At 65.4% G+C, this 11985-nt stretch carries 13 protein-coding genes and 1 pseudogene; 8 read left to right on the plus strand and 6 right to left on the minus strand.

Annotated features, from left to right (window positions below):
- The first annotated feature begins 16 nt into the window (after positions 1 to 16).
- The 3 genes and pseudogenes from QTI68_RS05890 to QTI68_RS05900 all read left to right on the plus strand — a co-directional run bounded on the left by QTI68_RS05890 (position 17) and on the right by QTI68_RS05900 (position 2603).
- Positions 17 to 1000: a GlxA family transcriptional regulator gene (locus QTI68_RS05890; RefSeq protein WP_286521534.1), complete on the plus strand. Its 984-nt coding sequence runs from the start codon at positions 17 to 19 to the stop codon at positions 998 to 1000.
- A 73-nt stretch (positions 1001 to 1073) separates the two neighbouring features.
- A pseudogene (locus QTI68_RS05895) lies at positions 1074 to 1854 on the plus strand (alpha/beta fold hydrolase).
- 53 nt (positions 1855 to 1907) lie between these two features.
- Complete coding sequence (locus QTI68_RS05900) at positions 1908 to 2603, plus strand: hypothetical protein (RefSeq protein WP_286520305.1); 696 nt, start codon at positions 1908 to 1910, stop codon at positions 2601 to 2603.
- An 11-nt stretch (positions 2604 to 2614) separates the two neighbouring features.
- Here QTI68_RS05900 and QTI68_RS05905 read toward each other — a convergent pair whose 3' ends face one another.
- From QTI68_RS05905 to QTI68_RS05915, 3 genes are all read right to left on the minus strand, one after another.
- Complete coding sequence (locus QTI68_RS05905) at positions 2615 to 3952, minus strand: epoxide hydrolase family protein (protein WP_286520306.1); 1338 nt, start codon at positions 3950 to 3952, stop codon at positions 2615 to 2617.
- A 68-nt stretch (positions 3953 to 4020) separates the two neighbouring features.
- Positions 4021 to 4827, minus strand: a complete 807-nt coding sequence (locus tag QTI68_RS05910) for an alpha/beta fold hydrolase (protein WP_286520307.1) — start codon at positions 4825 to 4827, stop codon at positions 4021 to 4023.
- 9 nt (positions 4828 to 4836) lie between these two features.
- Positions 4837 to 5256, minus strand: coding sequence for an organic hydroperoxide resistance protein (locus tag QTI68_RS05915; protein WP_286520308.1), 420 nt, complete (start codon positions 5254 to 5256; stop codon positions 4837 to 4839).
- 288 nt (positions 5257 to 5544) lie between these two features.
- On the opposite strand from QTI68_RS05915, the gene QTI68_RS05920 reads away from it, so the two are divergent.
- Positions 5545 to 6432, plus strand: a complete 888-nt coding sequence (locus QTI68_RS05920; protein WP_286520310.1) for a DUF3616 domain-containing protein — start codon at positions 5545 to 5547, stop codon at positions 6430 to 6432.
- Positions 6433 to 6470: 38 nt separating this feature from the next.
- On the opposite strand, the gene QTI68_RS05925 is transcribed toward QTI68_RS05920, so the two are convergent.
- Positions 6471 to 6878: a hypothetical protein gene (locus QTI68_RS05925; RefSeq protein WP_286520312.1), complete on the minus strand. Its 408-nt coding sequence runs from the start codon at positions 6876 to 6878 to the stop codon at positions 6471 to 6473.
- A 347-nt stretch (positions 6879 to 7225) separates the two neighbouring features.
- On the opposite strand from QTI68_RS05925, the gene QTI68_RS05930 reads away from it, so the two are divergent.
- On the plus strand, positions 7226 to 7354 hold the full coding sequence (locus tag QTI68_RS05930; protein WP_286520313.1) for a hypothetical protein: 129 nt from the start codon (positions 7226 to 7228) through the stop codon (positions 7352 to 7354).
- Positions 7355 to 7902: 548 nt separating this feature from the next.
- Positions 7903 to 8280, plus strand: a complete 378-nt coding sequence (locus tag QTI68_RS05935) for a helicase SNF2 (RefSeq protein ID WP_286520314.1) — start codon at positions 7903 to 7905, stop codon at positions 8278 to 8280.
- A gap of 91 nt (positions 8281 to 8371) precedes the next feature.
- On the opposite strand, the gene QTI68_RS05940 is transcribed toward QTI68_RS05935, so the two are convergent.
- Complete coding sequence (locus tag QTI68_RS05940) at positions 8372 to 9199, minus strand: SDR family NAD(P)-dependent oxidoreductase (protein ID WP_286520315.1); 828 nt, start codon at positions 9197 to 9199, stop codon at positions 8372 to 8374.
- Between the two features lie 93 nt (positions 9200 to 9292).
- Between QTI68_RS05940 and QTI68_RS05945 the strand changes: the two genes are divergently transcribed.
- Both QTI68_RS05945 and QTI68_RS05950 read left to right on the plus strand, forming a co-directional pair.
- A complete protein-coding gene (locus QTI68_RS05945) occupies positions 9293 to 10252 on the plus strand; it encodes a GlxA family transcriptional regulator (RefSeq protein WP_286520316.1) in 960 nt (319 codons plus the stop codon).
- Positions 10253 to 10361: 109 nt separating this feature from the next.
- Entirely contained in the window at positions 10362 to 11066 is a 705-nt protein-coding gene (locus QTI68_RS05950; protein ID WP_286520317.1) for a gamma-glutamylcyclotransferase, read from the plus strand.
- Between the two features lie 2 nt (positions 11067 to 11068).
- On the opposite strand, the gene QTI68_RS05955 is transcribed toward QTI68_RS05950, so the two are convergent.
- Positions 11069 to 11980, minus strand: a complete 912-nt coding sequence (locus QTI68_RS05955) for a LysR family transcriptional regulator (RefSeq protein ID WP_286520318.1) — start codon at positions 11978 to 11980, stop codon at positions 11069 to 11071.
- Between the last annotated feature and the right edge of the window lie 5 nt (positions 11981 to 11985).

Below are 11985 nucleotides of genomic sequence, written 5' to 3' on the forward strand. Positions count from 1 at the left end.
GTCACCCCGGCCCATCATGAAACGCGTCGCCATCCTCATCTTCCCCGGCTTCCAGATCCTGGATCTGGCGGCGATCGCTGCCTTCGAACTCGCCAACGCGTCCCTGGGGCACCCGTTCTACCAGGTCGCATTGCTGTCCGAAGATGGTGGCCTGGTCGAGAGTTCGTCGGGGGTGCAGGTCGCGTCGACGCCCCTCGATTCGACGCAGTTCGACACCATCGTGATGACCGGATCATTGGCCCCCCAGCCGACATCGGACAACCTGCGTCGCTTCCTCGGGTCCCGCCAGCACAGTGCGCGCCGCATCGCGAGCATCTGCACAGGCGCATTCGGCCTCGCCGACGCCGGCTTGCTCGACGGGCGACTGGCCACCACGCACTGGGCGTTCGCCAATGAACTGCAGCAGCGCCATCCACGGGTCAAGCTGCAGGCGGACCGCATCTTCGTCCACGACGGCCCGGTGTGGACTTCCGCGGGCATGACCGCAGGCATCGACCTGATGCTCGCCCTTGTTGAAGACGATCTGGGGATCGACGTCGCCCGCTTGGTTGCGAAGAAGCTCGTGATGTATCACCGCCGGTCAGGCGGGCAGTCCCAGTTCTCGGCCTTGCTCGAACTGGAGCCGAAATCCGATCGCATCCAGCAAACCCTGGCGCATGCGCGCGCCAATCTGCGCGACCCTCTGTCTGTCGAGGATCTCGCCGAAGTCGCCCACCTGAGCCCGCGCCAGTTCAGCCGGACCTTCAAGGCCGAAACCGGTCAGTCACCCGCGCATGCCATCGAGAACCTGCGCGTGGAGGCGGCCCGCGCGATGATCGACGCGGGCAATCTGAGTCTCGGAGTCATCGCCGAGGAGGCGGGCTTCGGGGACCCCGAGCGAATGCGCCGGGCCTTCGTTCGATCGCTGGGCCAACCACCGCAAAGCATGCGCAGGATGACCAGGCAAAGCGTTGCGGTGCACGCTGAGGGCCGGCTTTCTGGCGCTCACGCCATGGCATGAATGCGGGTCCGGACGACATCGACGCCATCCTGGATCCAGAAATCTTCCTCCCAGACTCGAAAGGACGTTCACGATGTCAGACAGCCCTTCCCTGCCCAGACGCTCATTCCTGGGCGCCACGGCAATCGGCATCTTCGCCACCCGGCTCACCACCGGGACCGCTTTCGCCAAGGCCGCGGGTTCGCCCAACACGCAGCAGGCATCGCCGCTGAAGCGCCTCCGGCCGCTGAAGCACATCGTCGCCGGCGTCCTCGACATCGAGTACTTCGAGATCGGCCCGGCCAACGGCGCGCCGGTGATTCTGCTGCATGGCTGGCCCTACGACATCCATACGTACGCCGACGTCGCCTCCTTGCTGGCCGCGACCGGCCACCGGGCGATCGTTCCGTACCTGCGCGGGTACGGCGGGACCCGGTTTCTTTCGGACAAGACCCCTCGCAACGGTCAGCAGAGCGCGCTGGCAGTCGATGTCATCGCCCTGATGGACGCACTGAAGATCGAGAAGACGACGGTTGCCGGCTGCGACTGGGGCGCGCGAACGGCCTGCATCGTGGCGGCGCTGTGGCCCGAACGGGTCACCGCGCTGGTCTCCGTCAGCGGCTATCTGATCGGCAGCCAGCAAGTCGGTTCGCGAGCTCGAGGCACGGCTGGCGCAGGCGCCGGTCATCGCGGTACCGACGATCACCCTGGAGGGCGACGCCAACGGTGCGCCGCATCCCGAACCCAGCGCCTACGCGAAGAAGTTCTCGGGGCCATACGAGCACCGGCTGGTCAGCGGCGGCATCGGACACAACCTGCCCCAGGAGGCACCTGAAGCCTTCGCGGCGGCCGTGCGCGACGTGACCCGTCTTTGAGACTTTTCATCCAAGCAAGGAGCAAAGCCATGAACAAGCTTTTGTCAGAGGCCATGGACGCCCACGGCGGACTCGACCGTTGGCACAATTTCGACAGCGTCCAGGCCACGATCGTCAGTGGCGGGCAGTTGTTCGTCCGCAAGGGAATGCCCCAGGACCCGACGCCGCGGGAAATGACCGTCTCGCTGCACGAGCAGCAGGCATCCCTTTGGCCGTTCGGGGCGCCCGACCAGCGCACCAGATTCACAGCCGACCGCGTCGCCATCGAAAAGCTGGACGGCACCGTGGTAGCAGAGCGCCGCGACCCGCGGTCGTCCTTCGCCGGCCACGCGCTGGCGACACCCTGGGACCCGTTGCAGCGCGCCTACTTCAACGGCTACGCGTTGTGGATCTATCTCACGTCGCCGTTCGCCCTTGCGATGCCTGGATTCGTCGTCGAAGACATCGAACCCTGGCAGGAAGGCAACGAAAGCTGGCGCGGACTGCGTGCGACCTTTCCGGCCGCGATCGCCAGTCACAGCACCAGGCAAGAGTTCTATTTCGGAGATGACGGCCTGCTGCGGCGGCATGACTACCGGGTCGATGTCGCCGGCGGGTTTGCGGCAGCGCAGTACGTCGACCAGGTACGGGAATCCGCCGGCATCAAGTTCCCGACCCGGCGGCGCGCGTACATGAGAGACGACCAAGGGCGGCCGATGCTCGACGCCGAGATGGTGTTCATCGACATCAGCAACATCCGCCTCGATTGAATCGACCGAGTTCAACCGCGCAACGATCTGAACCCCGAGCGCAGCTCCGCCGCGAAGACCTCCGGTTGCTCCCACGCTGCGAAGTGTCCGCCCTTGTCGAGCCTGCCGTAGTGGACGAGCCTGGGATACGCCCGCTCGGTCCAGCTGCGCGGCGCCGTGTAGATCTCGTCGGGAAAGGCGCTCACCGCGACAGGGATGGCGACGCCTTTCGGCGCGAAGAAGGCCAGCTTGCTTTCCCAGTAGAGACGAGCCGAAGACACGCCCGTGTTCGTCAGCCAGTAGAGCGTGATGTTGTCGAGGATGTCGGTTCGCGTGAGCCCCTCGGGCCGACCGGCGAAGACGCGCGAGATGAGCGCGTAGCTGCGGGCGTCGTGGTCGAGCATCCAGGCGGCAAGGCCGACGGGGGAATCGTCGATCCCGTAGAGGGTCTGGGGACGCCTGCTCATCTCCTGGGCGTAGGACAGACCATTCTTGTAGAAGAAGTCGAGCTGGTCGTAGGCGTACTTCTCGTCGGCCGCGAGGCCGGCCGGTGCCGGTCCGCCGGACTGGAGCGCCTTGGCGATGTCGTCAGGGATCGTCGCAGGCATGTTGGTGTGAATGCCGACCAGCCCGGGAGGCCTCAGCAAGGCCATCTGCTCGGTGACTGCATTGCCCCAGTCGCCACCTTGTGCCACATAGCGCGTGTAGCCAAGGCGCTCCATCAGAACCACCCATGCGCGTGCGACGCGGACCGGGTCCCAGCCGAGCGTCGTGGGTTTGCCCGAGAACCCATGCCCGGGCAACGACGGAATCACGATGTCGAACGCATCCGATGCCGTGCCGCCATGGGCCGTCGGATCGGTCAGCGGATCGATGATCTTCATCTGCTCGACGATCGAACCGGGCCAACCGTGCGTGACGATCACCGGCAGCGCGTGGGGATGTTTCGAACGAACGTGGATGAAATGAATGTCCACACCGTCGATCGTCGTCATGAACTGGGGCAATCTGTTCAGCCTCGACTCGAATTTGCGCCAGTCGTAGTCCGTCTGCCAGGTTCGCGCGAGCTCGCGCATGGTTGCAAGTTGCACGCCTTGCGATGCATCCGTCACCAGTTCCCGCGAAGGCCACTTCGTCGAGGTGATCCGGCGGCGCAGGTCAGTGAGATCGGACTGCGGTGCGCGGAAGGTGAAGGGGCGGACCCGGGCATCGTCGCCGGCGGGACTCGCAACGGGCGCCGCAGCGACTTCATCGGGGCGGGATTGCGCCAGGGCGAACGCCGAGGAACTGGTCAGAAGCGCGGCCGTCGATCCGGCAAGAAAATGACGCCGCGACAGCGGCGAGGACTGCGGTTTCTCGAGGGAGTTCATGTGGATGGACTTTCAATCTGAAGATGAAGTGGGAAGCTGGCGCTGCGTTGAGCGCAGCGCCGTCTTTTTCAATCGGCGGCAGCCTCTTCGATCAGCGCGGCGACCTCGTCGGGGTGAGAGGCCAGGACGGCGTGCGACGCGCCCGGAACCGCAACGGTGTGCGTCGAGCCCGCGCGTTGCGCCATGAACGCGAGCAGTGGCGGTGCGATGGCCTTGTCGGCCGTGCCGTAGATGAACCTGGACGGCAGGGCTTTCCACGCAGGGGCGCCGGCCTTGTCGGCGAAGGCAGCCTCGGCGACGGGCCTTTGCGTGGCCGCGAGCAGGGCCGCGACGCGCTCGGGAACGTCCGCTGCAACCTGCTCGCGGTACTTGGCTTGCTGGACGTAGAGATCCTTGCCGCCGCCGGGCAGGGCCACCGGAACCAGCGCCGAGCCCAGCGTGCTGCCGGGGAACCGTGCCCCCAGTTCACCGAGTGCCTCGCCGCTTTCTGGCGCGAACGCGGCCACGAACACGAGGCCCTTGACGTTGGGCTTGCCCTCCGCGGCGTTCGAGATCACGGCACCGCCGTACGAGTGGCCCACCATGACAACGGGCCCGGGGATGGTCGCCACCAGATTGGCCACGTAGGCCGAATCGCTTCGCAGTCCGCGCAAGGGATTGGCCACCGCCACGACGGGGTAGCCCTTCGCCAGCAGCCGCTCGATGACGGCCTCCCAGCTCAGGGACTCGGCGAAGGCGCCATGGACGAGGACGATGGTCGGTACGGGCGATGGCGCTGCCGCGTGCGCGGACGGATCGAGCAAGGCGGCAGCGACGAACAGAAGCGCGAGGCAAGCTTTCTGCACATTTCTAAATGCGGTCGTGGTTGAAGTCATGGCTGCGCCTCAGAGAATGTTGAAGGCCACGTCGAGATTGCCGCGGGTCGCTCTCGAGTAGGGACAGGTCTGATGCGCCTCGCGGACCAAGGCCTCCACCAGCGGGCGATTCAATCCCGGCACGTGGACGTTGAGTCGCGCCCGGAGCGAGAAGACGCCATCGGTGATGCCGAGGTCCACTTCGGCATCGACAGAGACATCGGCGGGCAAGGCAATGCCTCTGGCTTTTGCCGCCAGGCCCATGGCACCCATGAAACAAGCCGACCACCCGACGGCAAACAACTGCTCCGGGTTCGTGCCCGGCCTGTTGCTGCCTGGGCTGCTCAGCTTCACATCGAGCGCGCCGTCGCTGGACTTTCCAGCGCCATCACGTCCGCCCGTGGTGTGGGTCTTGGCGGTGTAGAGAACCTTGTCGATCTCATGGATCATGATCATTCCTTCAGGTGGATGGGAGATTGGGAGTCATTCGCAGCGATTCAGTGCAGGTCGGTTTTCGACGGGACCTGGTCAATGCCTGTACCCGTCGATCCCACCAAGCATTCGCATTTCGAAGATAGATGTCCTCGCCGACTTTCAAATGCCGTATTCCCCCCCTTTTCAGACATCGTGATGCTGGGAGAGCCGATTGGAATTCCGAGCGCCACGTGTTTGTGGGGAGCGGACCTATGGGTAGACAATGCACCGGTGGCCAACTTCGAACCACCGCATTTCCGACCCTTGACCGGCGTCTACGAGCCGTCTGCGATCCGGCAATTGCCGGACGGGCGTCTTCTTGTGGTCGAGGACGAGAAGAACCATCCCTTCACTCTGGTCACGATCGACGCAGGCAACGTCCACAGCGTTGCGCTCACCGCCACCCTGCTCCAGCTCTTCAGTGACTTTTGGAAGCTGGACGATCTTGAGGGCCTTGCCTTGGATCGAGCGGGCTTCGTCTACGCCATCACCTCGCATTCTCGTGACGACGAGGGCCGCGCGAAGAAATCGCGCGAGCGACTGGTGCGCTTCCGGGTCGAGGGGAATCGGGTCGTCGCACCGAGGGTCGTTCAAGGATTGAAGGAAGCCCTGACGAAGCAGCATCCTGTGCTGGCCTCAGCCGCCGGGATCCGGGAGGTCAAAGCCGCTGGCGGTCTCAACATCGAAGCGTTGGAATTCGATCCGATCGAGCATCATCTGTTGATCGGATTTCGCAGCCCGCTGCATGAAGGCCGCGCGATCATTGCCGCGATCGTCAATCCGACGGCGATCTTCGAGGCGGGGGAAGAGCCCCGCCTGTCGCCCCAACTCGACGAACTGGACCTCGATGGCCATGGCATCCGCGCCTTGTCTTTCCTTCCCGCACTGGGACAGTACCTGGTCATCGGCGGACCCGTTTCCCGCGCGCCTGGCCAGTTCTCTCTCTGGCTCTGGAATGGCTGGCGAAGCAACGCTGTGGGCCGCCTCGTGGTTCCGGGTCTGAAGGACCTGGCGCGCGTCGAGGGGGTGAGCCCGGCGGTCATTGACAGGGCTGCGGGAATCATCATGGTCAGCGATGACGGTGACCGCAAGGCCCGACGGCCAGCGAACTTTCTTTGGATTGGCCTCGATCAACTGCAGCCTGCGTCTTGATGCTGTGCCTGTCCGGGGAGTCGGCAGGAACGACGCGGCTAAGGCGTCGGGTAGTCCCACACATCGGGCGGCAGCTTGTCCTTGAGCGATGCGTACATGGCGTCGCGGAACAGCTTCAGCGCCGGATACGGACGCAGCGCAATCGTGCGCTCCACGATCAGTCCTTGCTCGTCGTCCACGATGACCTCCAGGCTCTCGAGCTTGCGGCCGTCGATGGTCCCTTCCCAGCGCAAGAAGGTGGTGCGGTCGTCAAGCTTGAACTCAGCTGTGTAGGTGCCGCTGCCGCGCGTGGAGCTCGACTGGGCAAAGATCGCTGCGACGGGTTCCCGCCCCTCGATCGGGCGTACCAGGATCGGGCTGTTGAATACGACGTTCTCGGCCAGCAGCGTGCTCACCTGGGCGGGTGTGGCGCTACCGGACTCGCGTAGTTTGCGCAGGGGGTGCATGGTGGCTCCTCGGAGGTTTGACGGGTTGCGTCTCGCAAGATGACAAACGCACTGTAGGAGAATCCTCCCGATCGAAAAAGCCGCTTCGCCGCAAACCGTTTTTCACGCTTTCGGAAAAGTCACTGCGCTAGCCAACGCCCGGCGTTGAACGCGTTTCTGGTTATCTCGCCCGAGAAGCTTGAGCGACCGTTTTCGAGCCGCGCCGCAGCAACGATATCGACCATCCATCGAATCGTTCATTGTTCCTGTTCGACCAACAGTCCATTTCGGAACGTGCACTGGAAAACGAGGTCGCTCCGGCCTAGAGTGATGTCGAGCATTCAAGGGGAACCACCAAGGAGACGGCCATGAAGCTATGGACATTCATTGAAGCGCATCACGGAGACTTCGGAGCCGCGCTCTTCATTCTCCCGTGCCTGCTGGCGACCTTTTCGATGGCCGCGATCGCATTCGGCGCCGGCCTGCTGTTCGCGTAGCCGAACCCGCAGGATCGCCTCAGTCCACCTGGGCGCCGGAAGGCGCCACTGCCTCGCTCCGCTTCTTCACCTCGAGCTTGAGGAAGGCCGCGAACTCCTCGGGACTGCCTCCACGCGGTGGGATTTCGACTTCGCATCCTCCAGCACCAGCTTCGATCCGCATTCAGCGCACCCATCTTCGATGCAGAGGGTCACATGGCCATGGCGCTCTCGCTCACGTCGAGCGCCGAACGACTGTCCGCGGTTTGGACGGGAGCGGTACCGCGAGGCCTGCTGCGAGCGGCAAGGGAGATTTCGGGGCGCATCGGCAATGCCGCCTCGGCACCGTGAACGCGAGCATTTCCTTCACGAAGCGGCCACGCAACCCGGATCATTTGGCCAATGCCCGACGGATGCACTGCCAGTGCGGGCATCCATCGATTGTTTCGAGTTCATCAACGGACCAGTGCGGGATCAAGGGGTTTTCTTTGCCGCGTTCTGCCGCAAACTTCTCCCCACAGGGCGGTCGTTCGCTGTCCTGATCCACCCAAGCCTTTGAAGGACATGAAATGAACACCACGAAGATCGTCGCTGCCGCCGCAGTCTCTCTCCTTGCCGCCATCGGTGCCCACGCCGAAACCTATGAGGGCGTGCAGGCCCCCGTGTCTGCCAACGCGCGCGCCGATGTGCGCGGCCAGGCCGTGGTTGCCGCACACAGCGACAACCCCTATGCCGAAGCCGTCTCCTCGCGCGTGGCAGCCGCTCCGGCCGGCCTGACCAACCGCGGTACGGTCCGCAGCACCGCGGTCGCCGCCGCCCACAGCGGGAATCCGTACGCCGAGGGCTACGGCCAGGGCGTCACCTCCGTGTCTTCGGGTACGGTCGATCGCTCCGCGGTGCGCGCCCAGGCTTTTGCTGCCGCGCATGGCCAGCAGTTGCCCCTGTAATTCGGCCCCACGTACAAACGCCGTCTGCGGTTCTCGCAGACGGCGTTTTCTTTTGGGGAGACGGAAGCTCACGCGCTCCTGGCGAGCGACATCATGCGACCTCCAGAACGTGAGCGGTCGCGGCCTGGTACCGATGCGCAGCATGGGAGCGCGACAGGTTCGGACCGAGCGCCTTGCGAGCCGCATCGAAGCGCTCCCAGTCGCCGAGGTCGGGCAGCGAAGGAATGGTCGCCAGTTCCCCTTGATCGAAGCCGGCGAGCGCCGCATCGACCATCTCCTCGGCACGCATCACGATTTCGCCGGGAAGGTGTTCCACGGGGGTGCCAGCAACGTTCCAGAAGTCGGTGCTGGTCGCGCCCGGCAGCACGGCCTGCACGCGAATTCCCTTGGGGCCCAGCTCATGCTGCAGCGATTGCGTGAAGGCGAGCACGAAGGCCTTGCTGCCGCCGTAGGTGCCGTTGAGCAGTTCCGGCGCCACCGCCACGATCGACGCGATGTTGATGATCGCGCCCTTTCCCCGGCGCGCCATGCCCACGGCGACGGCGCGGGTGAGCCGCGCCAGTGCCGTCACGTTGAGCTGGATCATGTCCTCCAGCCGATCGGGGTCGGAGTCGATGAGCGCGCTCGTGGCGCCCACGCCCGCGTTGTTGACGAGCAGTTCGATGCGCTCGTCGGACAGCAGCCGCTGTTCGACGCGCCGCACATCGTCCCTTGCCGTCAGGTCGGCGGGCAGCAGCTCGACATGGCGGCCCGTTTCGGATCGGATGCGCTCGGCGAGCGCGCTCAGCTTGGCGACATCGCGCGCCACGAGGATCAGGTCATGGCCCCGCTTGGCGAGCCTGTCGGCATAGATCGCGCCAATGCCGCTGGATGCGCCCGTCACCAGTGCGATGGGCTTGGAGTGGTCGGTCGGTTTCATCTGGAGTCCTTTCGAGTCGGGTGGATTGACAGGTTCTAAGGTAGCGATGTATCGTCCGTCCCAAATGACAAACTTCCCTCGTTTCAGGACAAAATGAAGCGCATCGGACTCGTCGTCTTTCCCGGCTTCCAGATCCTCGACATGGCGGCTGCCTCGGTCTTCGAGATGGCCAACCTCGAAATGGCCGATCCGGCCTACGAGATCGATGTCGTCTCCGAGGCCGGGGGCGCCGTCAAGAGCTCGCTCGGTGCCGCGGTCCAGACGATCGCGCTCGATCCGGGCGCCTACGACACGCTGCTCGTGACAGGGGCCACCGTGGTTCAGCCGTCGTCGCCGAAGCTCCTGCGCCTTCTGTCGCGTGCAATCGAGCCGACGCGGCGCATGACGAGCATCTGCACCGGCGCATTCGTGCTGGCCGACGCCGGCCTGCTTCACGCGCGGCGCGTCACCACGCACTGGTGCTTTGCGAGAGAACTTCAGCGCCGGTTCCCGTCCGTGCGTGTCGAGGAAGACCGCATCTTCGTGCGCGACGGCACGGTCTGGACCTCGGCCGGCATGACCGCCTGCATCGACCTCGCGATCGCGCTCGTCGAGGAAGACCTGGGCGTCGACGTCTCGCGCGCCGTGGCGAAGAAGCTCGTGGTGCACCATCGCCGGGCCGGCGGGCAATCGCAGTTCTCGATGCTGTCGGAGCTCGAGTCGCAGTCGGACCGCATCCAGGCCGCACTGACCTACGCCAAGGATCACCTGCACAAGGACCTGTCGGTCGAAACGCTGGCCCACACCGCGCACATGAGCCCGCGCCACTTCAGTCGCGAGTTTCGGCAGAGCACCGGGCAATCGCCCGCGCGCGCCGTCGAGCGCTTGCGCGCGGAAACGGCCCGCATCCTCGTCGAGGCCGACACATTGAGCATCGAACGCATCGCGAGCAAGACCGGGTTCTCCGACCCCGAACGCATGCGACGGGCATTCCTGCGCATCTTCGGGCAGCCGCCGCAAGCCCTCAAGCGAGCAGCGCGTGCGCGCCACACCGCCACCTCGACGGCCGCGTGAGGTGCCGCGATTGTTGTCGATCCCGCAATGGCGTTTTGAGCCGCGATCGCTGTCTCACCATCGCTCCGGTCGGTAGAGTGCCGTGAACGAACACGCCACGTCATCTCGCATGGACAGCATCCCGATTCCCCTCGACGCCGATCACCTGCTGACGCGCGAACGGCTGGTCACCGGTTCGATGATCGAGTCGCTGCGGGCCAATCCGCCGGCAGGCGTCAGGATCAGGACCGACGCCGAAATGGAGCAGACGCTCGAAGCCGCGCTCGGCGACCACGACCCGGGCGCGGACCTCCACATCTTCGGCTACGGCTCGCTCATGTGGAACCCGGCCATGGATGCGGCGCATGCCAGCATCGGGCGCGTGCAAGGCTGGCACCGCAGCTTCTGCATCCGCACTTTGCTGGGGCGCGGATCGCAGCAGGCGCCCGGTGCCATGCTGGGCCTGGACAGGGGCGGCGCCTGCCGCGGGGTCCTCTACCGCATCGAGGCGGCCAAGGTGCGCACCGAGCTGCGGCTGCTCTGGCGACGGGAAATGTTCGCCGGTACCTACGACGCCCACTGGGTGCCGGCCAAGAACGGTGCAGGCGCGCTTCGGGCCCTGACCTTCGTCGTCGACCGACGGCACGAGCGCTATATCGGAGGGCATCCGATCCCCGACATCGCGCGGCTGATCCGCACCGGCAATGGCGTGATCGGCAGCTCGCGCGGGTACTTCGATGCGACGGTGCGGACGCTCGAAAGGCTGGGCATTCGCGACGCTGGCATGGAGCGGCTGCAGGCGGCGATCCTGCTCGGGGATTCAGGCGCGGCCTGATCTCAACGCAGCCGCAGGTCGTCGTTGCGCTCGAAGAGCGCGACGGTCCAGTCGATGAACACCCGCACCTTGGCGCTCAGGTAGCGGTTCGGGGCGTAGAGCACATGCACCGGAATCGCCGGCGTGCGCCAGTCTTCGAGCAGCGGCACGAGCTGCCCGGCCTTGATCGCCGGACCCACCGCATAGCTCGGCGCCTGGATGATGCCCAGGCTCGCCAATCCGGCGGCGACGTAGGAGTTGGTGTCGTTCACGACGAGCTTGTGATCGAGCACCACGTCGGTCGCGGAGTCGCCGTCGGAAAAGCGAAACGCCAGCGCGCGGATACTGCGCGCGGACATCATCCCGACAGCCGGCCGCTCGCGCAGTCCATCCGGCGTTGTCGGCGCGCCGTGCAGCTCCAGGAAGGCCGGTGTGGCGCACGTGACGAACCGGAAGATGCCGATCCGCCGCGCCACCATCAGCTGCTCGCTGACCTCCCCGGCACGGATGGCGCAGTCGACGCCTTCGGCCACGACGTCGGCGCGCCGGTTGCCGACACCGAGCTCCACCTCGACGTCCGGATACTGGCGTTGAAAGTCGGCCATGGCGGGCACGATGACCATCGCTCCGATCGCGGCGGCCGTCTCCACGCGCACCTTGCCCGAAGGCTTGCCCTGCGACAGGCGCGCGGAGGATTCGATGTCGGTGAGATCTGCCAGCAGGCGCACGACCCGTTCGTAGTAGATCGCGCCTTCGGGGGTGACCGTCACGGAGCGTGTCGTGCGGTGCAGCAGGCGCACCTTCAGGTCTTCCTCGAGACCCTGGATCAGCCGGGTCACCGTGGCGTTCGGCACGTCGAGCGTGTCCGCGGCCTTGGTGAAGGAGCCTGCCTCCACCACCCGGACGAAGGCGTTCATCGCGGCGATCCGGTCCATGCTGA

This window comes from Variovorax sp. J31P207 (assembly GCF_030316965.1).
Taxonomy (GTDB): domain Bacteria; phylum Pseudomonadota; class Gammaproteobacteria; order Burkholderiales; family Burkholderiaceae_C; genus Variovorax; species Variovorax ginsengisoli_B.

What these genes read in the sequence shown, in the direction of transcription:
- QTI68_RS05890 (WP_286521534.1), top strand. Translation starts at nt 17, where the DNA reads ATGAAACGCGTCGCCATCCTCATCTTCCCCGGCTTCCAGATCCTGGAT.
- QTI68_RS05900 (WP_286520305.1), top strand. Translation starts at nt 1,908, where the DNA reads ATGGACGCCCACGGCGGACTCGACCGTTGGCACAATTTCGACAGCGTC.
- QTI68_RS05905 (WP_286520306.1), bottom strand. Translation starts at nt 3,952, where the DNA reads ATGAACTCCCTCGAGAAACCGCAGTCCTCGCCGCTGTCGCGGCGTCAT.
- QTI68_RS05910 (WP_286520307.1), bottom strand. Translation starts at nt 4,827, where the DNA reads ATGACTTCAACCACGACCGCATTTAGAAATGTGCAGAAAGCTTGCCTC.
- QTI68_RS05915 (WP_286520308.1), bottom strand. Translation starts at nt 5,256, where the DNA reads ATGATCCATGAGATCGACAAGGTTCTCTACACCGCCAAGACCCACACC.
- QTI68_RS05925 (WP_286520312.1), bottom strand. Translation starts at nt 6,878, where the DNA reads ATGCACCCCCTGCGCAAACTACGCGAGTCCGGTAGCGCCACACCCGCC.
- QTI68_RS05930 (WP_286520313.1), top strand. Translation starts at nt 7,226, where the DNA reads ATGAAGCTATGGACATTCATTGAAGCGCATCACGGAGACTTCGGAGCC.
- QTI68_RS05935 (WP_286520314.1), top strand. Translation starts at nt 7,903, where the DNA reads ATGAACACCACGAAGATCGTCGCTGCCGCCGCAGTCTCTCTCCTTGCC.
- QTI68_RS05940 (WP_286520315.1), bottom strand. Translation starts at nt 9,199, where the DNA reads ATGAAACCGACCGACCACTCCAAGCCCATCGCACTGGTGACGGGCGCA.
- QTI68_RS05945 (WP_286520316.1), top strand. Translation starts at nt 9,293, where the DNA reads ATGAAGCGCATCGGACTCGTCGTCTTTCCCGGCTTCCAGATCCTCGAC.
- QTI68_RS05950 (WP_286520317.1), top strand. Translation starts at nt 10,362, where the DNA reads ATGGACAGCATCCCGATTCCCCTCGACGCCGATCACCTGCTGACGCGC.
- QTI68_RS05955 (WP_286520318.1), bottom strand. Translation starts at nt 11,980, where the DNA reads ATGGACCGGATCGCCGCGATGAACGCCTTCGTCCGGGTGGTGGAGGCA.